Annotated in this window: 23 protein-coding genes; 11 read left to right on the forward strand and 12 right to left on the reverse strand. The window is 70.9% G+C overall.

Annotated features, from left to right (window positions below):
• Both G3I41_RS26530 and G3I41_RS26535 read right to left on the reverse strand, forming a co-directional pair.
• Positions 1–1,013, reverse strand: a 1,013-nt coding sequence (locus G3I41_RS26530; protein ID WP_164402898.1) for a serine/threonine-protein kinase, incomplete at its 3' end; no start/stop codon positions are given.
• A 151-nt stretch (positions 1,014–1,164) separates the two neighbouring features.
• The gene (locus G3I41_RS26535; protein WP_164402899.1) at positions 1,165–2,874 is read right to left on the reverse strand and encodes a glycerol-3-phosphate dehydrogenase/oxidase; all 1,710 of its coding nucleotides are present in this window, start codon (positions 2,872–2,874) and stop codon (positions 1,165–1,167) included.
• Positions 2,875–3,118: 244 nt separating this feature from the next.
• On the opposite strand from G3I41_RS26535, the gene G3I41_RS26540 reads away from it, so the two are divergent.
• Both G3I41_RS26540 and G3I41_RS26545 read left to right on the forward strand, forming a co-directional pair.
• Positions 3,119–4,381 carry a nucleotide sugar dehydrogenase gene (locus G3I41_RS26540; RefSeq protein ID WP_164402900.1) on the forward strand — a complete coding sequence of 421 codons (1,263 nt, stop codon included), beginning with the start codon at positions 3,119–3,121 and terminating at the stop codon, positions 4,379–4,381.
• A 122-nt stretch (positions 4,382–4,503) separates the two neighbouring features.
• Complete coding sequence (locus G3I41_RS26545) at positions 4,504–5,031, forward strand: hypothetical protein (protein WP_164402901.1); 528 nt, start codon at positions 4,504–4,506, stop codon at positions 5,029–5,031.
• Between the two features lie 176 nt (positions 5,032–5,207).
• Here the strand turns inward: G3I41_RS26545 and G3I41_RS26550 are convergent, their stop codons facing one another.
• From G3I41_RS26550 to G3I41_RS26570, 5 genes are all read right to left on the reverse strand, one after another.
• Positions 5,208–6,221 carry a hypothetical protein gene (locus G3I41_RS26550; protein ID WP_164402902.1) on the reverse strand — a complete coding sequence of 338 codons (1,014 nt, stop codon included), beginning with the start codon at positions 6,219–6,221 and terminating at the stop codon, positions 5,208–5,210.
• A 689-nt stretch (positions 6,222–6,910) separates the two neighbouring features.
• Positions 6,911–8,035 carry a GuaB3 family IMP dehydrogenase-related protein gene (locus tag G3I41_RS26555; RefSeq protein WP_018101158.1) on the reverse strand — a complete coding sequence of 375 codons (1,125 nt, stop codon included), beginning with the start codon at positions 8,033–8,035 and terminating at the stop codon, positions 6,911–6,913.
• 108 nt (positions 8,036–8,143) lie between these two features.
• Positions 8,144–9,646, reverse strand: a complete 1,503-nt coding sequence (guaB, locus tag G3I41_RS26560) for an IMP dehydrogenase (protein WP_164402903.1) — start codon at positions 9,644–9,646, stop codon at positions 8,144–8,146.
• Between the two features lie 174 nt (positions 9,647–9,820).
• A complete protein-coding gene (locus G3I41_RS26565) occupies positions 9,821–10,396 on the reverse strand; it encodes a sigma-70 family RNA polymerase sigma factor (RefSeq protein ID WP_164402904.1) in 576 nt (191 codons plus the stop codon).
• Positions 10,397–10,645: 249 nt separating this feature from the next.
• A complete protein-coding gene (locus tag G3I41_RS26570) occupies positions 10,646–11,257 on the reverse strand; it encodes a response regulator transcription factor (protein ID WP_003948568.1) in 612 nt (203 codons plus the stop codon).
• A 425-nt stretch (positions 11,258–11,682) separates the two neighbouring features.
• On the opposite strand from G3I41_RS26570, the gene G3I41_RS26575 reads away from it, so the two are divergent.
• Positions 11,683–12,009, forward strand: coding sequence for a WhiB family transcriptional regulator (locus tag G3I41_RS26575; protein WP_164402905.1), 327 nt, complete (start codon positions 11,683–11,685; stop codon positions 12,007–12,009).
• 90 nt (positions 12,010–12,099) lie between these two features.
• Here G3I41_RS26575 and G3I41_RS26580 read toward each other — a convergent pair whose 3' ends face one another.
• On the reverse strand, positions 12,100–13,020 hold the full coding sequence (locus tag G3I41_RS26580) for a LysR family transcriptional regulator (RefSeq protein WP_164402906.1): 921 nt from the start codon (positions 13,018–13,020) through the stop codon (positions 12,100–12,102).
• 89 nt (positions 13,021–13,109) lie between these two features.
• On the opposite strand from G3I41_RS26580, the gene G3I41_RS26585 reads away from it, so the two are divergent.
• Positions 13,110–13,781, forward strand: a complete 672-nt coding sequence (locus G3I41_RS26585) for an MOSC domain-containing protein (RefSeq protein WP_164402917.1) — start codon at positions 13,110–13,112, stop codon at positions 13,779–13,781.
• A 52-nt stretch (positions 13,782–13,833) separates the two neighbouring features.
• Positions 13,834–14,607 carry an SDR family oxidoreductase gene (locus G3I41_RS26590; RefSeq protein WP_164402907.1) on the forward strand — a complete coding sequence of 258 codons (774 nt, stop codon included), beginning with the start codon at positions 13,834–13,836 and terminating at the stop codon, positions 14,605–14,607.
• 65 nt (positions 14,608–14,672) lie between these two features.
• Here G3I41_RS26590 and G3I41_RS26595 read toward each other — a convergent pair whose 3' ends face one another.
• Positions 14,673–16,436, reverse strand: coding sequence for a DUF2264 domain-containing protein (locus G3I41_RS26595; RefSeq protein ID WP_164402908.1), 1,764 nt, complete (start codon positions 16,434–16,436; stop codon positions 14,673–14,675).
• 170 nt (positions 16,437–16,606) lie between these two features.
• On the opposite strand from G3I41_RS26595, the gene G3I41_RS26600 reads away from it, so the two are divergent.
• From G3I41_RS26600 to G3I41_RS26620, 5 genes are all read left to right on the forward strand, one after another.
• Entirely contained in the window at positions 16,607–17,704 is a 1,098-nt protein-coding gene (locus tag G3I41_RS26600) for a substrate-binding domain-containing protein (protein WP_164402909.1), read from the forward strand.
• A 107-nt stretch (positions 17,705–17,811) separates the two neighbouring features.
• A complete protein-coding gene (locus G3I41_RS26605) occupies positions 17,812–19,140 on the forward strand; it encodes a sugar ABC transporter substrate-binding protein (protein WP_164402910.1) in 1,329 nt (442 codons plus the stop codon).
• A gap of 4 nt (positions 19,141–19,144) precedes the next feature.
• Positions 19,145–20,032, forward strand: coding sequence for a sugar ABC transporter permease (locus G3I41_RS26610; protein WP_164402911.1), 888 nt, complete (start codon positions 19,145–19,147; stop codon positions 20,030–20,032).
• Positions 20,029–20,883, forward strand: a complete 855-nt coding sequence (locus tag G3I41_RS26615; RefSeq protein ID WP_164402912.1) for a carbohydrate ABC transporter permease — start codon at positions 20,029–20,031, stop codon at positions 20,881–20,883. Before G3I41_RS26610 ends, G3I41_RS26615 begins: the two co-directional genes overlap by 4 nt.
• Before the next feature lie 29 nt (positions 20,884–20,912).
• Complete coding sequence (locus G3I41_RS26620) at positions 20,913–21,941, forward strand: hydroxyacid dehydrogenase (RefSeq protein ID WP_164402913.1); 1,029 nt, start codon at positions 20,913–20,915, stop codon at positions 21,939–21,941.
• Between the two features lie 104 nt (positions 21,942–22,045).
• Here the strand turns inward: G3I41_RS26620 and groL are convergent, their stop codons facing one another.
• Both groL and groES read right to left on the reverse strand, forming a co-directional pair.
• The gene (groL, locus tag G3I41_RS26625; protein ID WP_164402914.1) at positions 22,046–23,671 is read right to left on the reverse strand and encodes a chaperonin GroEL; all 1,626 of its coding nucleotides are present in this window, start codon (positions 23,669–23,671) and stop codon (positions 22,046–22,048) included.
• Between the two features lie 103 nt (positions 23,672–23,774).
• A complete protein-coding gene (gene groES, locus G3I41_RS26630; RefSeq protein ID WP_018101172.1) occupies positions 23,775–24,083 on the reverse strand; it encodes a co-chaperone GroES in 309 nt (102 codons plus the stop codon).
• Positions 24,084–24,376: 293 nt separating this feature from the next.
• On the opposite strand from groES, the gene G3I41_RS26635 reads away from it, so the two are divergent.
• The gene (locus tag G3I41_RS26635; protein ID WP_203601690.1) at positions 24,377–24,793 is read left to right on the forward strand and encodes a DUF6234 family protein; all 417 of its coding nucleotides are present in this window, start codon (positions 24,377–24,379) and stop codon (positions 24,791–24,793) included.
• Here the strand turns inward: G3I41_RS26635 and G3I41_RS26640 are convergent.
• Positions 24,784–25,538, reverse strand: a 755-nt coding sequence (locus G3I41_RS26640) for a polysaccharide deacetylase family protein (protein WP_164402916.1), incomplete at its 5' end; no start/stop codon positions are given. The genes G3I41_RS26635 and G3I41_RS26640 overlap by 10 nt on opposite strands.

Raw genomic sequence — 25,538 nt, forward strand, 5'->3', positions numbered from 1 at the left:
GTGGTCCGGGCGTTGCGCACGGAGCGCAGCGCGCCGCGCAGCCGGTCGCGGGTGCCCTCGCCCGCTTCACCGGACGCGGTCTTGGTGTCGGCGACGCCCTTGGGCAGCGCCATGAGCTGCGTGGCGTCGGCGGGGGCCGGGGCGGGGCGCTCCGGCTGCTCGAAGGAGCTGATGACGTCGTTGAGCAGGGCCCGCGCCCCGGCGTCGTCCAGCCGCTGTTCGGGGTCCCGGGTGAGCAGCCCGTAGATGACCTCCTCCAGCGGGCCCGCGTTCTTCGGCGGGTCCAGCGGCTCGGTCATGACGGCGGTCAGGGTCGCGATGGCGGAGCCCTTGTCGTACGGCGGGGTGCCCTCGACGCTCGCGTACAGCAGGCCGCCGAGCGACCACAGGTCGGCGGGCGGTCCCGGCTTGTGGCCGCGCGCCCGCTCGGGCGAGATGTAGGAGGGGGCGCCGACGAGCATGCCGGTGGAGGTGACCGACGGGTCGCCCTCGACCTGGGCGATCCCGAAGTCGGTCAGCACGACCCGGCCGTCCTCGGCGATCAGCACGTTGGACGGCTTCACGTCACGGTGCAGGATGCCCTCGCGGTGCGCGGAGCGCAGCACGTCGAGGAGGGCGAGGCCGATCTCGGCGGCCCGTTTCGGCTCCAGGACACCGTCCTCGCGGACCGCCTCGGCCAGCGACTTGCCCTCGATCAGCTCCATGACGATCCACGGCCGGTCGTCCTCGTCCACCACGTCGTAGACCGTGACCGCGCCGTTGTTCCGGATGCGCGCGATCGCCTTGGCCTCGCGCAGCGTACGCGTGATGAGGCGGCGTTTCTCGTCCTCGTCGATGGCCGACGGGAACCGCAGTTCCTTGACCGCCACCGTGCGGCCCAGGGTCTCGTCGACTGCGCGCCAGACCGTACCCATACCGCCCCGGCCGAGCACCTTCCCCAGCCGGTACCGCCCCGCCAGGAGACGTCCGTCCTTGTCCCCTTGGGGCTCCCGTGCCTGCTCCGCCTCCGACATGCGTCCCCTCTGCGATCAACCCGCCCTGGCAGAGCGTTCATTGTCCCTCACCCCGGGACCGGCCCCGGTGCCGGGTCCTGGTGCCGCTCCCGACACGCGGGAACCGGGGGTCCTGGAGGCGGAGTTCCGCCGGAACGGGGCTGAGGCGGCGTCACAGCAGCGGCACGATGTCCGGTGCCCCCAGCCTCGCCGCGTCCGCCGTCAGGTCGTCCGGCTGGCGCTGCGACTCGCGTTCCGCCTCCACCCGCTTCTCGTAGTGCTCGACCTCGCGGTCGGTCCGGCCGGCGTCCCAGCCCAGGACCGGCGCCATCAGCTCGGCGCAGAGCCGGGCGGAGCGGGTACCCCGGTCGAAGGTCTCGATGGAGATCCGGGTGCGCCGGGTCAGGACGTCGTCCAGGTGGCGCGCGCCCTCGTGCGAGGCGGCGTACACGATCTCGGCCTTCAGGTAGTCGTCGGCGGCCGGCAGCGGATCGCCCAGCGCGGGGTCGGCGGCGATCAGCTCCAGGATCTCCTCGGTCATCGATCCGTACCGGTTGAGCAGGTGCTCCACCCGGGCGACGTGGAGGCCGGTGCGGGCGGCGATCCTGGCGCGCGCGTTCCACAGGGCGCGGTAGCCCTCGGCGCCCAGCAGCGGGGTGTCCTCGGTGACGCAGTCGGCGACCCGCTGGTCGAGAGCGTGCACCGCCTCGTCCACGGCGTCCTTGGCCATCACCCGGTACGTCGTGTACTTGCCGCCCGCGACCACGACGAGGCCCGGCACCGGGTGGGCGACCGTGTGCTCGCGCGACAGCTTGCTGGTGGCGTCCGACTCACCGGCCAGCAGGGGCCGCAGGCCCGCGTAGACGCCCTCGACGTCGTCCCTGGTCAGGGGCGTCGACAGGACCGCGTTGACGTGTTCCAGCAGGTAGTCGATGTCGGCGCTGGAGGCGGCCGGGTGCGCCTTGTCCAGGTCCCAGTCGGTGTCCGTGGTGCCGACGATCCAGTGCCTGCCCCAGGGGATGACGAAGAGCACGGACTTCTCGGTGCGCAGGATCAGGCCGGTCGAGGAGTGGATGCGGTCCTTGGGGACGACCAGATGGATGCCCTTGGACGCCCGTACGTGAAACTGGCCGCGCTCGCCGATCAGCGACTGGGTGTCGTCCGTCCAGACCCCCGTCGCGTTGACCACCTGTTTGGCCCTGACCTCGTACGTGCCGCCCGCCTCGACGTCCTCCACGCGGGCGCCGACGACGCGTTCCCCCTCCCGGAGGAAGCCGGTCACCCGGGCGCGGTTCGCCACCTGCGCGCCGTACGCGGACGCGGTGCGCACCAGCGTGGCGACATAGCGGGCGTCGTCCATCTGGGCGTCGTAGTACTGCAGGGCCCCCACCAGGGCGTCCCGCTTCAGGGCCGGCGCGACGCGCAGGGCCCGGCGGCGGGAGAGGTGGCGGTGCGCGGGCAGGCCCCGGCCGTGCCCGGAGGAGACCGACATCGCGTCGTACAGCGCGACGCCGGAGCCGGCGTACAGCCGCTCCCAGCCCTTGTGCTGCAAGGGGTAGAGGAAGGGCACCGGCTTCACCAGGTGCGGGGCGAGCCGTTCGAGGAGCAGCCCGCGCTCCTTCAGCGCCTCCCGTACGAGGGCGAAGTCGAGCATCTCCAGATAGCGCAGGCCGCCGTGGATCAGCTTGCTCGACCTGCTCGACGTGCCGGACGCCCAGTCGCGCGCCTCGACCAGACCGGTCGAGAGCCCTCTGGTGACCGCGTCGAGCGCCGTTCCGGCGCCGACCACCCCCGCTCCCACGACCAGCACGTCCAGTTCGCGCTCGGCCATGGCGGCGAGCGCCTCGGCGCGCTCCGCGGGTCCCAGTGTCGCTGTCCTCACCGCTGCCTCCCGGTTGCTCGGGGTCCGGCACGGATCGCGGCCCCGACCATGCGTTCGGCGCCCGTGCCCACAGATCGATTCTGTCCGCGCCGCGCGACTTCAGCCACCGCCTGTGGACAACACCCGGACGACAAGGGGCACACAATGCGGCATATCGGTCATATTTACGCCTAACCTGACATAGCGCTGTCCACAGCGGTTGCGCTTTCTGCCTCCTGGTCTTAAGGGAAGGACGGCCCACCCAGTGCCTGCAGACCTCGCCGTCATCGGACTCGGTCACCTCGGCCTGCCCCTCGCGCAGGCCGCCGTCCACGCCGGTATCCACACCATCGGCTACGACACCGACCCCCGGGCCTTCGCGGAGGTCGCCGCGGGCCGTGCCCCGGTCGAGGGATCGCTGCCGGCCTCCGACATCCGCCGCATGCTCTCGCTGGGCTTCCGGCCCACCACCGACCAGGCCGAGCTGGGCCGGGTCCGCACCGCCGTGATCTGCGCGCCCACCCCGCTCGGCCCCGACCGCACCCTCGACCTGAGCGCCGTCGCCGACGCTGCCCGCGCCCTGGCCGCCCGGCTGCGCCCGCACACCACCGTGCTCCTGGAATCGGCCGTGCCCCCCGGCACCACGGAAGGCTTCCTGCTCCCGATCCTGGAGGAGGGATCGGGCCTGCGCGGCGGGCGCGACTTCCACCTCGCGCACTCCCCCAGCCGGCTCGACCCCGGCAACCGCACCCACGTCTACGCCAACACCCCCAAGGTCATCGGCGGCCTCACCCCCGCCTGCACCGAGTCCGCCGCCGCCTTCTACGGCCGGCTCACCGACAAGGTGGTCCGGGCCCGGGGCACCCGCGAGGCCGAGATGACGAAGGTCCTGGAGACCAACTTCCGGTACGTCAACATCGCCCTGGTCAACGAGATGGCGGTCCTCTGCCACGACCTGGGCGTCGACCTCTGGGACGTCATCCGGTGCTCCGAGACCAAGCCCTTCGGCTTCCAGCCCTTCCGCCCGGGCCCCGGCGTCGGCGGCCACGGCGCCCCGGTCGACCCGGGCCATCTCCCGTACCACCACCGGACCCCCGGTCCCCCGCTGCGGATGGTCTCGCTGGCACAGGAGATCAACGAGCGGATGCCGCAGTACGTGATCCAGCGCTGCGCCACCCTCCTCAACGAACACGGGAAAGCGGTGCGCGGCGCGAGAATCCTCCTGCTCGGCGTCACCTACAAGCCGGACCTCGCCGACCAGGAGGCGTCCCCCGCCCGCGAGATCGCCACCCGGCTGATGGACATGGGCGCCCAGATCGGTTTCCACGATCCGCACGTCCTGGACTGGCGCGTCCGCCAACTCCCCGTCCCGCGCGCCGACTCGCTCTACGAGGCGGCCGCCGGCGCGGACCTCACGGTGCTGCTCCAGCACCACCGCACGTACGACCTGCAGGGCCTCGCCGTGAAGGCGCAACTACTCCTGGACACCCGTGGCGCGACCCCGGCCGGAGCCGCCCACCGGCTCTGATGACGGGCCCTCAGCCCAGTCCCCCCAAGGATTTCGATGGGCCGATGTCGGAACCGGCTGCTAGCCTGCGGCGTCACTCCTCGCACAGCAGTGCGTAGACGTCCCCAGGGGGAGAACCCAGCATGAGCCAGCCCGTACCACCGCCGAACCAGCCCTACGACGCCCAGCCCCAGGGCGGCAACCCCTTCGCCGGCCAGCAGCCGGGCGCCCCGTTCGGCGCTCCTGCGCCGTTCACCCCGGCGCCGCCGGCGCGCAAGAACATCGCACTCGGTCTCGGCGCGGGCGTGGTGGCGGCCGTCGTGGGCGCGCTCGTCTACGGGCTCATCCTCGGCAACACCGATTACCAGATCGGCTATCTCGCGGTCGGCGTCGGCTTCCTCGTCGGCTTCGCGGCGAGCAAGCTCGGCGGCGCCAACCCCGCCGTGACCGTCGTCAGCGCCCTGATCTCCATCGGCGCCGTGTACATCGGTCAGCTCGTGGGCGTCTCGATCGCGCTCTCGGACCTCGCACACGAGTCGGCGACCAGCATCTTCTTCGACCACTTCGGTGCCCTGACGGACGCGTACAGCGAGGGGGCCGGCTTCAAGGACTACCTCTTCCTGGCCCTCGGCGCCGTCGGTGCCGTCGCCGGTGCGCGGAAGGCCGCGTGAGCGCGAACAACAGGCGTTGGAGACCCTGTACTCCTGGCATCCGCGCCAACGCGAGCTGACATGAAGGCCCCCATACCTATCACGGTCTGGGGGCCTTCATGTGCCGTAGCGTCCACCCTAGGCATGCCGAACAGGTGACCGAGCTCCTGTCCGACGGAGATGTCAGCGGGAACTGGCTACTTGTAGCAAACGCATGCGTCGGAGTTGATCCAATGCGTCCAGCGGGGGCGTCCGGCGTTCTGCGCAACCCTCACCGATACCTGATGCTGCGTGGCGCGAGTGCCTGTCACCTTCCCCTTCCAGTACGAACTCATTTTGCCATCCTCAGCGTACTTGTAGATGTTTTGCTTCTCGCAGTGCGTGTAGCTACCCCCAACCGAGAGAGGGCCAACCGATACAGAAATACCCTTGTCCCTGCAGTCGCCATTCGAGTCGGCAGCAGGAGCCCAATCGTCCCACTTCACCACCGGCCCCTTTGCCGCGTTTCGCTCCACTCCATGACCACACGAGGTCAGATAAGTCCCTCGCGCAATATGGCACGACGACGGAGCCTTGACGCTGTAGTAATTCCACGACGAGTTTCCGTCATACTTCGTCACATAGTCGGACCAGCAGGAGTCGTTGTATGAGACTTCCAAATAGATGCCGTAGATGTCCTTCCACTGTGATTTCCGCGCGAAACAGGCGCTCGCGTACTTCTCTGTGTACGGTCGAACTGGTGCAGAGGCTGCGGGATCGTCATCGACTTCCGGCGATGCACCCTCATCCCAGAACAGATCGGGGTCACACCGATTCCCCTGCTTGGCCGGATCGTAGTTGGGGTCTCGCTGAGCATCACCGCTGAGCTCGTAGCGTATGTTCTCCGCGTTGCGCGGGGCGACGATCACGTCTTCAGCGCGAGAGTTGCCATCACCATCCACACAGGCAACGCCAGGCGCGAATTGTGCACGTACCTGCTTCATATCGACTTTGAGCACTCGATAGTCCACAGCAAGATCCGATACGCTTCTCGCCGCCAGCTCGGGCGCTTCATCACGAACCGCCTCACCGAACTCCGCGAGTTCACTCTTCCCCTCAACCGACGCCGTAATATCCCCCGAGTTCACGGACGTCACCGTGACTGAACTGACGGCGGTTGCCGCCTCGGCTGGATTCGATGCGAGCAGCCCTCCGAACAGCATGGCTGCCACCGACGCAATAGCCGCTATCTTTCGCCTACCCATTCCCATTCCTTCAACCCTCTCATCGGCGTTACGGACGAAGGAGATACTGCTACACAAAATCGCCGCACACGCCAGGTTTCTGGAAAGTTGAGCTAAATATGAGGTTCAAATTTCGTGCAAAATTCAACATCTCTACCCTGCGCCGATACACGCCCCAGCGTTAGGGTTTCCCGAATGTGCACGCGACCTCCAAAGTGCGTACCAGCCGGCAGATTTGACACATATCGACCAGCATCTTTCGTGTCCTAACGAGGCTGTGCACACCGAAAGACATCGCTACGCAATCAATGAGACCGACCTCAAGTACTGCGCTGATCAGGCATGTACGTGGCTGATCAGTCGTCTGAGCCTCTTCCGCAGTCGCTGTCTCACTCAGCACGAGCATCGGCGCTGCAGCACACGACTGGCTGACTTCAGCAAGCAGACGACCGCGACATTGGAGGATTGGCGCCTGCAGCGAAGAGCCCCCCGCCAGGGCCACCGCGTCACCACGATGGTCTAGCTGTTCCTCGCCCCCCCTGACGCCTCGGCGTGATGGGAGAAGTCAGATCCAGTGCTGGCGGAGTCCACGCCATGCGATTCAGTCTCCCCGTACGCATGCCGGAGGGCCCGGACCGCGCGTGCGGTCCGGGCCCTCCGGCGTACGTACGAGAAACTCAGCGGCGGTGCTGGGAGTCCGCGACCGTCACCTCGACGCGCTGGAACTCCTTGAGGTCGCTGTAGCCCGTGGTGGCCATCGCGCGGCGCAGGGCGCCGAAGATGTTCATCGAGCCGTCCGGGGTGTGCGAGGGGCCGGTCAGGACCTCCTCGGTCGTCCCGACCGAGCCCAGGTCCACCAGCTTGCCGCGCGGCACGTCCTCGTGGACGGCCTCCATGCCCCAGTGCCGGCCGCGGCCCGGCGCGTCCGTCGCGCGGGCCAGCGGGGAGCCCATCATCACGGCGTCCGCGCCGCAGGCGATGGCCTTCGGCAGGTCGCCGGACCAGCCGACGCCGCCGTCCGCGATGACGTGCACGTAACGGCCGCCGGACTCGTCCATGTAGTCGCGGCGGGCACCGGCCACGTCGGCGACGGCGGTCGCCATCGGGACCTGGATGCCGAACACGTTGCGCGTGGTGTGCGCGGCGCCGCCGCCGAAGCCGACGAGGACACCGGCCGCGCCGGTCCGCATCAGGTGCAGGGCGGCGGTGTACGTGGCGCAGCCGCCGACGATCACCGGGACGTCCAGCTCGTAGATGAACTGCTTCAGGTTCAGCGGCTCGGCGGCGCCCGAGACGTGCTCGGCGGAGACCGTGGTGCCCCGGATGACGAAGATGTCCACGCCCGCGTCGACCACGGCCTTGGAGAACTGGGCGGTGCGCTGCGGGGAGAGTGCGGCGGCGGTGACGACGCCGGAGTCGCGCACCTCCTTGATGCGCTGCCCGATCAGCTCCTCCTGGATCGGCGCGGAGTAGATCTCCTGGAGCCGGCGGGTCGCCGTCTCGACGGGCATCTCCGCGATCTCGTCGAGCAGCGGCTGCGGGTCCTCGTGCCGGGTCCACAGCCCTTCCAGGTTGAGGACGCCGAGGCCGCCGAGCTCGCCGATGCGGATGGCGTGCTGCGGGGACACCACGGAGTCCATGGGGGCGGCCAGGAACGGCAGCTCGAAGCGGTAGGCGTCGATCTGCCAGGCGATCGAGACCTCCTTCGGGTCGCGGGTCCGGCGGCTCGGGACGACGGCGATGTCGTCGAATGCGTATGCCCGGCGGCCGCGCTTGCCGCGCCCGATCTCGATCTCAGTCACGATGATGTGGCCTTTCCCTCTGCGTCTGCGCTGTCCAGTATCCCCGACACGCGCCGGAGGGGCGGTCCGGGGAACCCCGGGACCGCCCCTCTCGCACGCGTGGCGCGTCTACTTCCTGCTGTAGTTCGGTGCTTCGACCGTCATCTGGATGTCGTGCGGGTGGCTCTCCTTGAGGCCCGCCGAGGTGATCCGCACGAAGCGGCCCTTGCTCTCCATCTCGTCCACCGTCGCGGCGCCCACGTAGCCCATGGTCTGGCGGAGGCCGCCGACGAGCTGGTGCAGCACGTTGGCGAGGGGGCCTCGGTAGGGCACCTGGCCCTCGATGCCCTCCGGGACGAGCTTGTCGTCCGAGGCGACCTCGGCCTGGAAGTACCGGTCCTTGGAGTAGGAGCGGCCCTGTCCGCGGGACTGCATCGCGCCGAGCGAGCCCATGCCCCGGTACGACTTGAACTGCTTGCCGTTGATGAACAGCAGCTCGCCCGGGGACTCCTCGCAGCCCGCGAGGAGCGAGCCCAGCATGACGCTGTCGGCGCCGGCGGCGAGCGCCTTGCCGATGTCGCCGGAGTACTGGAGGCCGCCGTCGCCGATGACCGGGACGCCCGCCGCGCGGGCGGCCAGCGCGGCCTCGTAGATCGCGGTGACCTGCGGGACGCCGATGCCGGCGACGACGCGGGTCGTGCAGATGGAGCCGGGGCCGACGCCGACCTTGACGCCGTCCACGCCGGCGTCGATCAGGGCCTGGGCGCCGTCGCGGGTCGCCACGTTGCCGCCGATCACGTCGATGCCCACGGCCGACTTGATCTTGGACATCCAGTTGAGCGCGTTGCTGTTGTGGCCGTGCGAGGTGTCCACGATCAGGAAGTCGACGCCCGCCTCGGCCAGCGCCTGGGCACGGTCCAGCGCCTCGGGGCTGGCGCCCACGGCGGCACCGACGAGCAGCCGGCCGTCGGCGTCCTTGGCCGCGTTCGGGTACTGCTCGGCCTTCTTGAAGTCCTTGACCGTGATGAGGCCCTTGAGGAGGCCCGCCTCGTCCACCAGCGGCAGCTTCTCGATCTTGTGGCGGCGCAGCAGCTCCATGGCGTCCACGCCGGAGATGCCGACCTTGCCGGTGACCAGCGGCATCGGCGTCATGACCTCGCGCACCTGGCGCGTGCGGTCCGACTCGAAGGCCATGTCACGGTTGGTGACGATGCCGAGGAGCTTGCCCGCCTGGTCGGTGACCGGGACGCCGCTGATGCGGAACTTGGCGCAGAGCGCGTCCGCCTCGGCGAGCGTGGCGTCCGGGCCGACCGTGATCGGGTCGCTGACCATGCCGGACTCGGACCGCTTGACCAGGTCGACCTGGTTGACCTGGTCCTCGACCGAGAGGTTGCGGTGCAGCACGCCGACGCCGCCCTGCCGGGCCATCGCGATGGCCATGCGGGCCTCGGTGACCTTGTCCATGGCGGCGGACAGCAGCGGGATGTTGACGCGGACGTTGCGCGAGATGAGCGTCGAGGTGTCGACCGCGTTGGGCAGCACTTCGGATGCGCCCGGCAGCAGCAGCACGTCGTCGTATGTCAGCCCGAGCGTCGCGAATTTCTCGGGCACTCCGTCGACGTTTGCAGTCATGACACCTTCCCCAAATGGCCTTGATCGGTGCGGATGTCCATGCTAACGGGCTCGGGAGGCGTCTCATTCCACGAGCAAGATCACCCGCAGTTTCTGTAGCTTTCTACGTCTGTGGCGTACGTCTCCGAGGGGCCGGGCCCACCCGTCCGGCCCGCCCCCGGCCCACCGCCCGGCTCACTGTTCGGCGAGGGCCCGCAGCCGGCTCAGCGCGCGGTGCTGGGCGACCCGGACGGCGCCCGGGGACATGCCGAGCATCTGCCCGGTCTCCTCGGCGGTCAGCCCGACGGCGACGCGCAGCACGAGCAGTTCGCGCTGGTTCTCCGGGAGGTTGGCCAGGAGCTTCTTGGCCCAGGCGGCGTCGCTGCTGAGCAGCGCGCGCTCCTCGGGCCCGAGCGAGTCGTCGGGGCGCTCCGGCATCTCGTCGGAGGGCACCGCGGTCGAGCCGGGGTGCCGCATCGCGGCGCGCTGGAGATCGGCCACCTTGTGACCGGCGATGGCGAAGACGAAGGCCTCGAAGGGTCTGCCCGTGTCCTTGTAGCGCGGCAGCGCCATGAGCACGGCGACGCACACCTCCTGCGCCAGGTCCTCCGTGAAGTGGCGGGCGTCGCCGGGCAGCCGGTTCAGCCGGGACCGGCAGTAGCGCAGGGCGAGCGGGTGGACGTGGGCCAGCAGGTCGTGGGTGGCCTGCGCGTCGCCCTCGACGGCGCGGTGCACCAGGGCACCGATCGCCGTCGTACCGTCGTCGCGCATCGAACCATGGTGCCCCGGTCCCGCTTCATCCGCGGCACCGCGTCCGTAGTTGTGCACCGAAGCGTTATGAGCGGGTGCGCCGGAAGTCATGTCCTGCGCCCTCCCCTTCCGCTCGACCGAATCGTTCCCGAGGAACTCCACGTCTCAAGGATGCGGCATCGGCCGGGAAGCGTCACATACCGCCGGATCGGCGGGGTACGGCTCGCGCCGCACCCCCTGCGCCCGGGCCACGCGGGCCCGGGCCGACTGTCAGCGCACCAGACCCCACCGGAAGCCCAGGGCCACCGCGTGGGCGCGGTCCGAGGCGCCGAGCTTCTTGAAGAGCCGCCGGGCGTGCGTCTTCACCGTGTCCTCGGAGAGGAACAGCTCACGGCCGATCTCCGCGTTGGAGCGGCCGTGGCTCATCCCCTCCAGCACCTGGATCTCGCGCGCCGTGAGCGTGGGCGCCGCCCCCATCTCGGCCGACCGCAGCCGACGCGGGGCGAGCCGCCACGTCGGATCGGCCAGCGCCTGGGTGACGGTCGCCCGGAGCTCGGCCCGGGAGGCGTCCTTGTGCAGATAGCCGCGGGCTCCGGCGGCGACCGCGAGCGCGACGCCGTCCAGGTCCTCGGCGACGGTCAGCATGATGATCCGGGCGCCGGGGTCGGCGGAGAGCAGCCGGCGGACCGTCTCCACCCCCCCGAGCCCGGGCATGCGCACGTCCATGAGAATCAGATCCGAACGGTCGGCACCCCAGCGGCGGAGGACTTCCTCGCCGTTGGCGGCCGTCGTCACACGCTCGACGCCGGGCACGGTCGCGACCGCGCGACGGAGCGCTTCTCGGGCAAGCGGGGAGTCGTCGCAGACGAGGACGGAAGTCATGACCGCCCTCCGCAGCTGATGCGCGTCACCTTGAGCCTCCAGGCTGTTACAAGTCGTCACCTGTGCGGTTGACGCTCTCGGACATCTGCCCGATCGCTCTTTCTGCCAACCGCCTCCGCACTCTCAACGATGGTCACTCGAAAGAGTTACGGGTCGGAAGACCGGGTTCGGCACTCTACGTGAGTAAGCGCTCACGGAGGAGAGCGCCACGGGTCGTCCAGCCGTCAACCGAAATTCTTGGCGGGAGCGTGCCCCATTTAGCGGGATTTCTTCCCTTTTGGTGGTGTCTGTGGCTAGATTCGCAATCAGTCATATTTACATCTACTAACACCGTAGATGTACGGTTTTGTACGCGGTCATCGACGAGCACCCACCCACGACACACACGACGCTTCCGACTCAGCACGGTTTCGAGGGGACAAGCAATGGCCGATTTCTCCCGACTTCCGGGACCCAACGCCGATCTGTGGGACTGGCAGCTGCTGGCGGCCTGCCGCGGGGTCGACAGCTCGCTCTTCTTCCATCCCGAGGGGGAACGCGGCGCCGCCCGGAGCGCCCGCGAGACCTCCGCGAAGGAGGTCTGCATGCGGTGCCCCGTACGCGCGGAGTGCGCGGCGCACGCGCTGGCCGTTCGCGAGCCCTACGGGGTGTGGGGCGGGCTCACCGAGGACGAGCGCGAGGAGCTGATGGGGCGGGCGCGCAATCGGCTGATCACCGCGACGGCGCCGGCGTCGCCGCCGGGGCATGGGTGAGCCGGAACGCGCGCACCACGGCAGAAACGATTCTTCAGCGTCCCGCCCCGCCCCTTGCCGAGAGCGGGGCTCCGCCCCGGCCCCCGCGCCTCAGACGCCGGACGGGCTCGATGGTGCGTCCGGGCCGGAAGAGGCCAGCGCCAGGTGGTCCAGGGTGGCCGCCACCGCCGGGACCCGGGCCAGGTCGGGCAGGGTCAGCGCGACGATCTCGCGCTCGATGGCCGGCACCACCGTGACGGTCCTGGCGCCTCGGGGGCGTACCGACTCGATGGCCAGCGACGGCAGCACGGCGACCCCCAGGCCCGCGCCCACCAGGCCGATCACCGCCGGGTAGTCGTCGGTGGCGAAGTCGATGCGCGGGGTGAAACCGGACTCCTCGCACACCTCCACCAGCTGCCTGCGGCACCGGGGGCATCCGGCGATCCAGGACTCCCCGGCCAGCTCCGCGATGCCGACCTCGTCCCGGTCCGCCAGCGCGTGCCCCCCGGGCACGAGCCCCGTGAGCCGGTCCGTGAGCAGCGGACGGACCACCAGGTCGTCCCATTCCGCGCCCGTACCGCCGTACCGGAAGGCGAGCGCGATGTCGCAGTCGCCGTCCCGCAGCATCTCCACCGACCGCGGCGGCTCGGCCTCCACGAGGGAGACCCGCGTGCCGGGGTGGGCGGCGCGCAGCGCGGCGAGGGCACCCGGGACCAGCGACGAGCTGCCGCTCGGGAACGAGACGAGCCGGACCCGGCCCGCCCGCAGTCCGGCGATCGCGGCGACCTCCTCCTCGGCGGCGGTGAGCCCGGCGAGGATGCCGGAGGCGTGCCGCACCAGCGCCTCGCCCGCCTCCGTCAGCCGCATCTCGCGGCCGGTCCTGATGAGCAGCGTGGTCCCCGCCGAGGACTCCAGGGCCTTCATCTGCTGGCTGACGGCGGGCTGGGTGCAGCCCAGCTCACGGGCGGCGGCGGAGAAGGAGCCGGTGGTGGCGACGGCACGCAGGACGCGGAGGTGGCGGGCTTCGATCACCCCTCCAGCATAAGCAGCGCTTGGGTAGTCGCGAAAATATCGGCGTGCACCTTTGAGCCGGCCTTGGATACCGTTCCGGCATGACCGCGATGACTGTGCTGACCGTGAACGCGGGGCGTCCGACGGCGGCGTCCTACACCGATGCCCCGGGCGGCAGGACCGGTATCGACAAGCGGCCCGTCGACGGGCCCGTGCGGGTCTCCGACCCCGGCCCCAGGGGTGAGGGCGGCAGCGGTCTCGCCGGGGACGCGGTGTGCGACCTGCGCCACCACGGCGGCTCGGACCAGGCGGTGTACGCCTTCGCCCGGGAGGACCTGGACGCCTGGGAGCGGCAGCTGGGCCGCCCGCTGGCCAACGGCTCGTTCGGCGAGAACCTGACCACGGCGGGGCTGCGGGTCGGCGAGGCCCTGATCGGCGAGCGCTGGCGGATCGGCGGGGAGCTGGTCCTGGAGGTCGCCTCCGGCCGCATCCCGTGCCGTACGTTCCAGGGCCACCTCGGCGAGGCGCGCTGGGTGAAGCGGTTCACGGAGGCGGCGGCCCCGGGGGCGTACCTGCGGGTGGTCACGCCGGGCTCCGTGCGGGCGGGCGACCCGGTCGAGGTCGTGCACCGGCCGGACCACGAGGTGACGGTGGAACTGCAGTTCCGGGCCGTGACGACCCGGCGCGACCTGCTGCCGCTGCTGCTTCCGGCGGGCGGGGCGCTGACCCCGTCGACGCTGCGCAAGGCGCGGGCGTACGCGGCGGAGCTCACCGCTTCCTGAGCGCGCGGGAGCGCCGGGAGGCGCCGCTTCCCGATGCTCTACCGTGCCGCGTATGACGACTGCACTGATCACGGGCGCGACGGCGGGTATCGGTGCCGCCTTCGCCCGGCGGCTCGCCGCCGACGGGTACGACCTGGTCCTGGTGGCCCGGGACGCGGAGCGGCTGCGCGAGCAGGCGACCGAACTGCACGACCGGCACGGCATCGAGGCGGAGGTGCTGCGGGCCGACCTGTCCGACGACAAGGGCATCCGCGCCGTCGAGGAGCGCCTCGGGGACGTCCGGCACCCGGTCGACCTGCTGGTGAACAACGCGGGCTTCGGCAACAAGGGGCGCTATCTGGAGGTCCCGATGGCCGACGAGCTGACGATGCTGAAGGTGCACTGCGAGGCGGTGCTGCGGCTGACCTCGGCGGCGGCGGCCTCGATGCGGGAGCGCGGCCGGGGCGGCATCGTCAACGTGGCGTCGGTCGCGGCGTTCGTGCCGCGCGGTACGTACGGCGCTTCGAAGGCGTGGGTCGTGCAGTTCAGCCAGGGCGCGGCGAAGGACCTGGCCGGGTCCGGGGTGCGGCTGATGGCGCTGTGCCCGGGCTTCGTGCGTACGGAGTTCCACCAGCGGGCCGGGATGGGCACGGGCAACATCCCGGGCTGGATGTGGCTCGACGCGGACAAGCTGGTGAGCTCCGCCCTCGCGGACCTGGCGCGCGGGAAGTCGGTGTCGATCCCGGACCCGCGCTACAAGGTGCTGATGGGTGCGGTGAAGCTGGCCCCGCGCGGCCTGCTCGGCGGGCTGACCTCGCGGACGGGGCGCAAGTACGGGCCGCAGTAGGCGCGGCGGGCGCGGGTGCCGCGCCGCCCCTACGCCCCCCGGTCGATCCCCGGTCGCTCCTCCGGTCACTCCTCCGGGAGACGGAGGACCGCCGTACCGCCGTCGTGCCAGGTCACCCGGATCTCGTGCGGGCCTCGTACGCGGATCTCGGCGAGGGTTCCGACGGGAGCCGGGTCCGGCTCGCCGGTGAGCGAGGCGAGCGCGACGAAGAGGGACCGGGGCCCGGCGGTGGCGCCCTCGACGGCCAGGATCCCGGAGGTCTCGCCGAACATGGTGTCTCCGCCGGGCAGTTCGCGGACCCCGTCCCGGTAGCCGTGGACCGGGTGGAGCTGGGCGGTGAGCGTCCGGTCGCCCCCGGCCGCCCACCCCGTCTGGCGGACGGGCGTGCCGTCGGGCGCGCCGGTGACCAGATGCGCGCGGACCTCGGCGCGGCCGTGGGCGAGGGTGGCGGAGACGACGCGGACGCCGGGGCACGGGGTGTGCGCGGAGGCGCCGGGGCCGAGCGGGTCGGCGGTGAGGCGGGCGGTCGGCTCGCCGTCGGGGAGCAGCGCGAAGTGGTTGTCGCGCTCGGCGGAGCCGTGCGTGGGGCCGGTCCGGGTGGAGTACGCGAAGCGGGCGTAGCCGGGGTCCTCGTCGTCGCCCACGTGGTTCGAGCCGTGGTTGTGGAGCCGGACGAGGCCGTCCGCGGCGGTGGACTGGAGGAGCATCCCGGTCGGGCCGAGGACGGTCACGGCGTCCTCCCGCTCGGCGGGCAGCGGCTCCTCGGCGGCCGTCCAGACGGGGTGGTCCGGGGGCATCAGGAGCCCGAGGAAGCCCTTGGAGGCCCAGTACGGGGAGGCGGGCCCGGAGTACGTCTGGAGCATGGGCTCGTACGGGCGGTGCCAGCCGAGGGTGAGGAGGCCGTCCGGGTCGGTGGCGCCCCGGTCCAGGAAGTGGCGGAGGGTGCCGGAGGCGAGGCGGCGGGTCGCGCCCGGGGTGAGCGGGGTGTGGCCGGTCAGGGCGCCGAGCCAGGGGGCGGCCGCGGCGGCGAAGCGGTAGACGAGGGAGCGGCCGAACGGCATGGGGGCGCCGTCCGCGCCGAACATGCGGCTGTAGTCGTCCAGGTGGCGGTGCAGCCGGGGCCCGTAGCGGTCCAGGAGGTCGCGGTCGCCGGCGAGGTGGGCGTGCAGGACCGGGTAGAAGTGCATCGCCCAGGCGTTGTAGTGGTCGAAGGAGCGGTTCGGGCCGTCGCTGTACCAGCCGTCGCCCAGGTACCAGTCCTCCACGTGTTCCAGCGCGCGGTCGATGGTCTTGCGGGCCCGGTCGGTCTCGATGCCCGCGTCCTGGAGGAAGCCGGCGACGGTGAGCCCGAAGAACCACCAGTTGTTGTTCACCGGGGACGGGCCGAGGGCGGGGAGGAGCCAGTCCACGGCGCGCTGCCGGGTGCGGTCGTCCAGGGTGTCCCAGAGCCAGGGCCGGGTGAGGCGCAGGCCCAGGGCGACGGAGGCGGATTCCACGACGGCCTGGGGGACGTCCGCGACGCGGGGCCAGGCGTCGGGGCCGCCGGCCGGGTCCGACGTACCGGCGGCGAGTCCTTCGGCGTACCGGCCGAGGAAGCCGTGCGGGTCCTCGCCGCGCGCTCCGGCGGTCCGCAGCGCGGCGAGCAGCCAGGTGCGGGCGTAGCCTTCGAGGCCGTCGGAGAGGGGGCCGGACCAGCTCGGCCGGGGGCCGGGGAGGTCGATGCGGCCGTGGCGGGGCGAGGCGTGGGGGCGTACCGCGAGCAGCAGCCGGTCGGCCGCCCGCTCCCAATCGGCACGGGTGTATCCCGTGTACGGACTCGTCGTGGGCATGATGCTCCCAGGGGAGGCGGACTTCGGCGTCGCCGGGAATCCTGGACCGCGGGTTGATCGAACGTCAATGGCGAAGTAGCGAATGATCGAAACTTCCGTCAATCGATCACGTTGGATTAGGGTCTGGCGAGCCGAGCCACCACATCGCGATGTACAAGGGGACCACCGCCGTGCGCGAGAGTGCAGCTGAACGTCATGACCGACTTCTGGCCCTGGTGCGGGAACGCGGCTCGGCCCGCGTCTCCGATCTGGCCGGCCTGCTGGGGGTCTCCCCCGTCACGGCGCGCCGCGACGCCGAGGCGCTGGCCGAGCGCGGACTGCTGGACCGGGTCCACGGCTCGGTCTCCTGGCCCCGGGACGTGTCCGCCCCCGCGGCCCCCGGGCCGGGCGGCGGCCCGGTGCTCGGGCTGATCGCCCCCTCGGCGACGTACTACTTCGCGGAGGTCATCCGGGGTGCGCACGAGGCTGCCGCGCGCGCCGGGGGCCGGCTCGTGCTGCGGATCTCCGACTACCGGCCCGAGGGGGACCGGGCGCGCGCCGAGGGGCTGCTCGCCTCCGGGGCCGACGGGCTGCTCATCGCCCCGGCCTGGCGGGGCGCCGAGGACCAGGCGGCGTACGGGGACTGGATGGCGGAGCTGCCGGTGCCCGCCGTGCTCCTGGAGCGCACCCCGGCGCCCGGGTCGCCGCTGGACGGCCTGGACCGGGTCTGCTCCGACCACCGGCACGGGGTGCTGCTCGCGGTGCGCCATCTGATCGGCCTCGGCCACGGGACCCCGCTCCTGGTGGCCCGCGCCGACAGCCCGACCGCGCTCGCGGTGCGCTCGGGGTACGAGGACGCCCTGGCGGTGCTGGGGCTGGCCGACGGCGCCCCGGCGATGATCGGGACCTCCGGGCCCGAGGTGGACCCGGAGCGCTTCGAGGAGGCGGTGCGCGAGGTGCGCGACGCGGTGGTCTCCGGCCGGGCCACGGCGGTGGTCGCGCACAACGACGTGGACGCGATCCACCTGGTGCAGCGCCTGTCCGAGCTGGGCGTGCGGGTGCCGGAGGACCTGGCGGTGATCGCGTACGACGACGAGGTGGCGGCGCTGGGCGACATCCCGCTCACCGCGGTCAGCCCGCCCAAGCGCCACGTGGGGCGGTACGCGACGGAGCTGCTGATCGGCCGGCTCGGCCCCGGGCGGGACGGTTCCGGGCGGGACGGGGACGAGCCGGGCAGGCATCTGGCGCTCCTGCCGCGGCTGCGGGTGCGGGCGTCGACCGCTCGATAACTTTCTGATCTTTTCTCGATCAATCAATCTTTCGCTCTTGACTTCGGTCAACGGTGGACCAAGGATCACGCCCAACGTCCCTGTCACCGTCGACTCAGGAGCCCGTCGTGAACCGCAGTTGGAGCAGAACGACTCTTTCCATAGCCGGAGCCGTCACCGCCCTCGCCGTCGTCACGGCCTGCGGCGGGAGCGGGGACGACTCCGGGGGCGGCGGCACCGGCACCGCCGCCAAGCCCGTGACCATTACCTTCTGGGGCTGGGCCAAGGGCACCAAGGAGGTCGTGGACGCGTTCAACGCCTCGCACGAGAACATCCGCGTGAAGTTCGAGGAGACCCCGTCCGGGAACGCCGGCGGCTACGCCAAGATCTCCAACGCGATCAAGGCGGGCAACGCCCCGGACCTGGTCTCCGTCGAGTACCCGCAGCTCCCCGAGTACGTCAGCCAGGGCGGGTTCCAGGACATCGGCGCGTACCTCACCGACGACGTGAAGAAGAAGTTCCTCCCGCAGGCGGTCGAGCAGACCACGCTCGGCGGCAAGAGCTGGGCCGTCCCCTTCGACGCCGCGCCGCAGGCGTTCTTCTACCGCAAGGACCTCTTCACCAAGTACGGCATCGACGTCCCCAGGACCTGGGCCGCGTTCAAGGCCGCGGCCGAGAAGGTGAGGAAGGCCGACTCCAAGGCCCGCATCGGCACCTTCTTTCCGGACGACCCGACCACCTTCGAGGCCATGGTCTGGCAGGCCGGCGCCCAGTGGTTCAAGACCGAGGGCGACACCTGGAAGGTCGACACCACCGACGCCGCCTCCACCAAGGTCGCCGACTACTGGCAGGGCCTGGTGAAGGACGGCCTGGTCCGCACCGACGCCTCCTTCTCGCCCGCCTGGACCAACTCCCTCAAGACCGGCTCCACCATCGGCTACCTCGGCGCCTCCTGGGGCGGCGGTGTCCTCGGCTCCACCCTGCCCGAGCAGAGCGGCAAGTGGGCCGTCGCCCCGATCCCGACCTGGGACGGGAAGCCCGCCGGCGGCATGCTCGGCGGGACCACCTTCGCCGTGCCGAAGAACAGCGGGAAGGCCGCCGCGGCCGTCGAGTTCGCGACCTGGATGACCACCACGGAGGACGGCATCAAGGCCCGTATCTCCTCCGGCACCTCCAGCGCCTTCCCGGCCGCGCTCGCCCTGCGCCCGGCGGCCAAGAAGGCGTTCGACACCACGTTCTACGGCGGCCAGGACATCTACCAGGTCTTCGAGGACGGCGGCGCCGCGATCAAGCAGGGCTGGACCTGGGGCCCCGCCATGGGAACCACCAACACCACGCTCAAGGACCGCTTCGGCAAGCTCGCCGGGGGCGGCACCACCATCCCCGACGCCGTGAAGGCCGCCCATGACGCGACCGTCGCGGAGCTGTCCAAGCGCGGCCTGAAGGTCGAGGGCTGACCGGATGAAAGCCCGCACCCGCGCCGCCGCGGCCCTGCTGACCCCGTTCTTCGTCCTGTTCACGGCGGTGATGCTGATCCCGATCGGATACGCGGTCTGGCTCAGCCTCTTCACCGAACAGCAGTCGGGGCTCGGCTTCGGCGGCTCCGAGACGGTCTTCACCGGACTCGGCAACTACACGGCGGCGCTGGGTGACCGGGTCTTCCGCGACGGCTTCCTCGTCCTCCTCGGCTACTGCGCCGTCTACATCCCCCTGATGGTCGGCGGCGCCCTCGGGCTCGCCCTGCTGCTCGACTCGGCGCTCGCCCGCGCCCGGCGCTTCTTCCAGCTCGCGCTGTTCCTGCCGCACGCCGTGCCGGGCATCATCGCCGCGATGATCTGGCTGTACCTCTACACGCCCGGTCTCAGCCCCGTCGTCTCCGCGATGCACTCCGGCGGCATCGGCTTCGACTTCTTCTCGCCGAGCGGCGCGCTGCCCTCGATCGTGAACATCGCGCTGTGGGAATGGCTCGGCTACAACATGGTGATCTTCTACGCCGCCCTCCAGGCCATCGACCGCTCGGTGCTCGAAGCGGCCACGGTGGACGGGGCGGGCGGCGGGCGCGTCGCGTTCAGCATCAAGCTCCCGCTGATCCGGTCCTCGGTCGTGATGGTCGTGCTCTTCACGATCATCGGCTCGCTCCAGCTCTTCACCGAGCCGCTGATCCTCAACACCGGATCCGGGTCCGCCGTCTCTTCCTCCTGGACACCGAACATGTACGCATACACCGCGGCCTTCGCCCGTAACGACTTCGGACTCGCGGCCGCCGCCTCCGTACTCCTGGCGCTCACCGCCGCCCTGCTGTCCTTCGTCGTCACCCGCCTGACCGGCCGGAAGGGCGCGCACGCATGAGCACCACGACCCGCAAGAACCCCTGGCTGTCCAAGGCGGCCGTCAACGGAGCGCTGCTGCTGGCCGTCCTCTACATGCTCTTCCCGCTCGTCTGGCTGGTCACCGCCGCCACCAAGGACACCGGCTCGCTGCTCGCCGGGGACACCTTCTCCTTCAAGGGCTTCGACCTCTCGAAGAACCTCTCCGACATCGCCTCGTACGGGGACGGCGTCTACTTCCGCTGGTACGGGAACAGCCTGCTGTACGCGGGAGTGGGCGCCGCGGTCTGCTCGCTGATCTGCGTCGCCGCCGGGTACGCCTTCGACAAGTACGAGTTCCCGGGCAAGGAGAAGCTGTTCGGGCTCGTCCTGCTCGGAGTGCTCGTGCCCACGACGGCCCTGGCCCTGCCGATGTACCTGCTGGCCAGCAAGCTGGGCCTCGTCAACACGTACTGGTCGGTGCTGATCCCGGTCCTGGTGAACCCCTTCGGCGTCTACCTCGCCCGGGTGTTCTCCGCCGGCTACATCCCGGGCGAGGCGCTGGAGGCCGCGCGCATCGACGGCGCCGGCGAGCTGCGCACCTTCTTCTCCATCGGGCTGCCGATGGTGATGCCGGGGTTCGTGACCGTCTTCCTGTTCCAGTTCACCGCGATCTGGAACAATTTCTTCCTCCCGCTGGTGATGCTGTCGGACCGCAAGCTGTTCCCGCTGAGCCTCGGCCTGTACTCCTGGAACACCAACACCCACAGCGAGCCCGGCTTCTACCCCCTCGTCGTCACCGGGTCCCTCCTCGCCGTCATCCCGCTGATCGTCGCCTTCGTCTCCCTGCAACGGCACTGGAAGGCCGGACTCACCGCCGGCAGCGTCAAGTAGCCCCTATCCCGAGGGAGTCGTACACCACCATGCAGTCCACCACGGACCCCCGCCCCACGGTCCTGCTCGCCATGGGCCGGGACATCCACGCGCGCCTCTTCGAACCCCGCCACCGCGACCGGCTCGCCGCCCTCGCGCGTACGGACCCGGTCCTCGTCGCCCACGACCTGGCCGCCCCGGACCCCCGCGTCGCCGCCGCGCTCGCCGAGGCGGAGGTCCTGTTCACCTGCTGGGGCGCCACCCCGCTCACCGCCCCGGTCCTCGCCGCCGCGCCCCGCCTGAAGGCGGTGATCCACGCGGCCGGCTCCGTCAAGCACCACATCACCGACGCCTGCTGGGAGCGCGGCCTGGCCGTCTCCTCGGCGGCCGGGGCCAACGCGCTGCCGGTGGCGGAGTACACCCTGGCCACGATCCTGCTGGCCAACAAGCGCGTCCCGCGCTCCGCGCACGTCTACCGCGAGGTCCGCGCCGCCCACGACTGGCGCGCCGAGCTGGACGGCGCCGGCAACTACCGCCGCACGGTGGGCATCGTCGGCGCCTCCCGCATCGGCCGCCGCGTCATCGAGCTGCTCCGCCCCTTCGACCTGGCGGTCCTGCTGTACGACCCCTTCGTCACCGCGTCCGAGGCAGCGCACCTCGGCGTCGAACCGGCCACCCTGGACGAGCTGTGCGCCCGCGCCGACGTCGTCTCCGTGCACGCCCCCCAGCTCCCCGGGACCCATCACATGATCGGCGCCCGCCAGCTGGCCCTGATGCGGACCGGCTCGACGCTGGTCAACACGGCCCGGGGCTCCCTGATCGACGAGGCGGCCCTGCTGCGCGAACTGGTCCCGGGCCGGCTGCACGCCGTGCTCGACGTGACGGACCCCGAACTGCCCCCCGCCGACTCCCCGTTGTACGACCTCCCGAACGTCCTCCTGACCCCGCACGTGGCGGGCTCCCTCGGCAACGAGCTGCACCGGATGACCGATCACGCGCTGGACGAGCTGGAGCGGTACGCGCTGGGGCGGCCGTTCGCGGAACCGGTGCATCCGGCGGCGCTGGACCGGTCGGCGTGAGATCCGGCCCCTCCGGCGTTTGAGGAGCGGGGATCCGGGGGCAGCGCCCCCGGACAAGCAGAGAGGCCCGGCCCCCACAGGGGACCGGGCCTCCGCGCTACGCGCTAGTGCGAGTGACCGTGGCCGTGGCCCGCGGCGTCCGGCTCCTCCTCGGCCGGCTTCTCGACGACCAGGGTCTCGGTCGTGAGCAGCAGCGACGCGATGGACGCGGCGTTCTCCAGGGCGGAGCGGGTGACCTTGACCGGGTCGATGACGCCGGCCTTCACCAGGTCGCCGTACTCGCCGGTGGCGGCGTTGAAGCCCTGGCCCTTGTCGAGCTCGGAGACCTTGGAGGTGATGACGTAACCCTCCAGGCCGGCGTTCTCGGCGATCCAGCGCAGCGGCTCGACGGCGGCGCGGCGGACGACCGCGACACCGGTGGCCTCGTCGCCGGTCTTGCCGAGGTTGCCCTCGAGGACCTTGACGGCGTGGACGATGGCGGAGCCACCACCGGAGACGATGCCCTCCTCGACCGCGGCGCGGGTCGCGGAGATGGCGTCCTCCAGACGGTGCTTCTTCTCCTTGAGCTCGACCTCGGTGGCGGCACCGACGCGGATCACGCAGACCCCGCCGGCCAGCTTCGCCAGGCGCTCCTGGAGCTTCTCGCGGTCCCAGTCGGAGTCCGTGGCCTCGATCTCGGCCTTGATCTGGTTGACGCGGCCGGCGACCTCGTCGGCCTTGCCGCCGCCGTCGACGATGGTGGTGTCGTCCTTGGTGACGGTCACGCGGCGGGCGGAGCCCAGCACGTCCAGACCGGCCTGGTCGAGCTTGAGGCCGACCTCCTCGGCGATGACGGTCGCACCGGTGAGGGTGGCGATGTCGCCGAGCATGGCCTTGCGGCGGTCGCCGAAGCCCGGGGCCTTGACGGCGACGGCGTTGAACGTGCCGCGGATCTTGTTGACGACCAGGGTCGACAGGGCCTCGCCCTCGACGTCCTCGGCGATGATCAGGAGCGGCTTGGAGCCACCGGCCTGGATGACCTTCTCCAGGAGCGGCAGCAGCTCCTGGATCGAGCCGATCTTGCCCTGGTGGATCAGGATGTACGGGTCGTCGAGGACGGCCTCCATACGCTCCTGGTCGGTCACCATGTACGGGGACAGGTAGCCCTTGTCGAAGGCCATGCCCTCGGTGAAGTCGAGGTCCAGACCGAAGGTGTTGGACTCCTCGACGGTGATGACGCCGTCCTTGCCGACCTTGTCCATCGCGTCCGCGATGAGCTCGCCGACCTGCGGGTCCTGCGCGGAGAGCGCGGCCACGGCGGCGATGTCGGACTTGTCGTCGATCGGGCGGGCGGTCGCGAGGAGCTCCTCGGACACGGCCTTGACGGCGGCGTCGATGCCCTTCTTCAGGGCGGCCGGGGAGGCGCCGGCGGCGACGTTGCGCAGGCCCTCGCGGACGAGCGCCTGGGCCAGGACGGTGGCGGTGGTGGTGCCGTCGCCCGCGACGTCGTTGGTCTTGGTCGCCACCTCCTTCACCAGCTGGGCGCCGAGGTTCTCGTACGGGTCGTCCAGCTCGACCTCGCGCGCGATGGTGACACCGTCGTTGGTGATGGTGGGGGCGCCGAACTTCTTGTCGATGACGACGTTGCGGCCCTTGGGGCCGATCGTCACCTTCACCGTGTCGGCAAGCTTGTTGACGCCGCGCTCAAGGGCGCGACGGGCGTCCTCGTCGAACTTCAGGATCTTCGCCATGGAGCTGAACTGTTCCTCTCAAAAACAAGAACTGCGCCCCTGCCGCCCGGCTGGTTAGTTCGCAGGGGGCCAGGGGCGCAGAACAGAAGCAAACGTGGGTGAGTTACTTCTCGATGATCGCGAGGACGTCGCGCGCCGAGAGGACGAGGTACTCCTCGCCGTTGTACTTCACCTCGGTGCCGCCGTACTTGCTGTACAGCACGACATCGCCGGTCTTGACGTCGAGCGGCAGGCGCTCGCCGTTCTCGAAGCGGCCCGGGCCCACGGCCAGGACGACGCCCTCCTGGGGCTTCTCCTTGGCGGTGTCCGGGATAACCAGGCCGGAGGCCGTGGTCTGCTCGGCGTCGAGCGGCTGGACCACAATGCGGTCCTCGAGCGGCTTGATCGCAACCTTGGAGCTGGCGGTCGACACGATCCGGTCTCCCCCTTCGGAGATCTCGCGGGGTTTAACAGTCTTTGGGTGGCGACCAGGTGAGCCCGTCGTCGCGGGTGCCGGACCTGCCGGTCGCGCAGTACTGCTGGCACTCTCCAGTGGGGAGTGCCAGAACTGAGACTATGACCGCGATTAGCACTCGGTCAAGCGGAGTGCCAATTCACGCCCCTCGTGGCGTACCCGGGAGCCGTACGGCTGCGACCGGGCAACGTTCCGGACACCGTAGGGACAACGCCGGGGCCGCCCGGACCGTTCCGGTGGACGGTGGCGGCATGCGCATACGACCCGCCGGCCGGGACCGCCCGGCCGCCACCCGCCCGGGGCCGGTGGCGACCGGCTGCCTCGACGTGGTGCTCGGCCTGCTCCTCATCGCCCTGGAGGGGGTGAGCAGCGCGGTCTTCTTCTACGCGTACGCGGGCTCCGATCCCCGGCCGCCGAACCCGGACATGGCGGAGGCCGGACCGCCCGGCATGGACTGGTCCGGCACTCTCGTCCTCGCCACCGTCACGGTGGTGGCCTGCGTGATCGGCGTGGTGCTGCTGCGCCACGGGCTGCCGATCGCGGGCGTCGTCCAGCTGATCGGCGTGTGCCTGCTGCTGGCCCTCACGCTGACGGCCTGGCACGACGCCTACGAGGACGCCCACCCGGAGCCCGGCGACGCACGCGCGTACGCCGCTTCCTATACGTAGTCCTCCAGGCGGGCCACCGCGTACCCCTGGTCCGTGATGACCTTCATGACGGACCGGACCAGGTCGGGCATGCTCCCCGTCCAGTCCGCCTCGCCCCGGAAGTGCGTCAGGATGATGTCGCCGGGGTGCAGCTTCCGGTCCTCCTCGCGCCAGTCCATGTGGTCGGGGAACGCCTCCGCCCCCCACAGCGGCACGGCGGTGATGCCGCAGGACTTGGCGACCTTCAGCGTGTCGGTGTTGTAGTTGCCGTAGGGCGGCCGGAAGAGCCGCGGCCGCTTGCCGAACTGCTGCTGGAGGATGTCCTGCTGGCCGCAGATCTCGCGCTTCTGCTCGTCGTGGGAGAGGCCCGGCAGATAGCGGTGGTTGAGCGTGTGGTTGCCGAGCACGGTCCCGCGCGACTGGGCGTCCTTGAAGTACGTGTAGTCGTCGCGCACCAGGTAGTCGGTGAGGAAGGCGCTGTACGGGATGTTCAGCTCCGACATCATCTTCAGCAGCTCGGGGTCCTTGTCGTCCCCGTCGTCCATCGTCAGGAAGACGACCTTGTCCGTGGTGGGGACCCGGGTGAAGACCGGCGGCAGCGAGTCGTCCTGGCCCTCGACCTCGAAGCCCTTGCGGGTGGTGAGGTGCGGCTTCTTCGCGGGCGGTACGGGCGCCGCGAGCGGCGTGCCCGCCAGGCCCCACTTCTTGGCGGCGACCGCGCGGGCGGCCTGGGCGAGCCTGGCCCGCTCCGCCTGCGCCGCGCGGG

The sequence above is a fragment of the Streptomyces sp. SID9727 genome (genome assembly GCF_010550605.1).
Lineage (GTDB): Bacteria > Actinomycetota > Actinomycetes > Streptomycetales > Streptomycetaceae > Streptomyces.

What these genes read in the sequence shown, in the direction of transcription:
- G3I41_RS26545 (WP_164402901.1), top strand. Translation starts at nt 4,504, where the DNA reads ATGAGCCAGCCCGTACCACCGCCGAACCAGCCCTACGACGCCCAGCCC.
- guaB (WP_164402903.1), bottom strand. Translation starts at nt 9,646, where the DNA reads ATGACTGCAAACGTCGACGGAGTGCCCGAGAAATTCGCGACGCTCGGG.
- G3I41_RS26565 (WP_164402904.1), bottom strand. Translation starts at nt 10,396, where the DNA reads ATGCGCGACGACGGTACGACGGCGATCGGTGCCCTGGTGCACCGCGCC.
- G3I41_RS26570 (WP_003948568.1), bottom strand. Translation starts at nt 11,257, where the DNA reads ATGACTTCCGTCCTCGTCTGCGACGACTCCCCGCTTGCCCGAGAAGCG.
- G3I41_RS26575 (WP_164402905.1), top strand. Translation starts at nt 11,683, where the DNA reads ATGGCCGATTTCTCCCGACTTCCGGGACCCAACGCCGATCTGTGGGAC.
- G3I41_RS26585 (WP_164402917.1), top strand. Translation starts at nt 13,110, where the DNA reads ATGACTGTGCTGACCGTGAACGCGGGGCGTCCGACGGCGGCGTCCTAC.
- G3I41_RS26590 (WP_164402907.1), top strand. Translation starts at nt 13,834, where the DNA reads ATGACGACTGCACTGATCACGGGCGCGACGGCGGGTATCGGTGCCGCC.
- G3I41_RS26595 (WP_164402908.1), bottom strand. Translation starts at nt 16,436, where the DNA reads ATGCCCACGACGAGTCCGTACACGGGATACACCCGTGCCGATTGGGAG.
- G3I41_RS26610 (WP_164402911.1), top strand. Translation starts at nt 19,145, where the DNA reads ATGAAAGCCCGCACCCGCGCCGCCGCGGCCCTGCTGACCCCGTTCTTC.
- G3I41_RS26615 (WP_164402912.1), top strand. Translation starts at nt 20,029, where the DNA reads ATGAGCACCACGACCCGCAAGAACCCCTGGCTGTCCAAGGCGGCCGTC.
- G3I41_RS26620 (WP_164402913.1), top strand. Translation starts at nt 20,913, where the DNA reads ATGCAGTCCACCACGGACCCCCGCCCCACGGTCCTGCTCGCCATGGGC.
- groL (WP_164402914.1), bottom strand. Translation starts at nt 23,671, where the DNA reads ATGGCGAAGATCCTGAAGTTCGACGAGGACGCCCGTCGCGCCCTTGAG.
- G3I41_RS26635 (WP_203601690.1), top strand. Translation starts at nt 24,377, where the DNA reads ATGCGCATACGACCCGCCGGCCGGGACCGCCCGGCCGCCACCCGCCCG.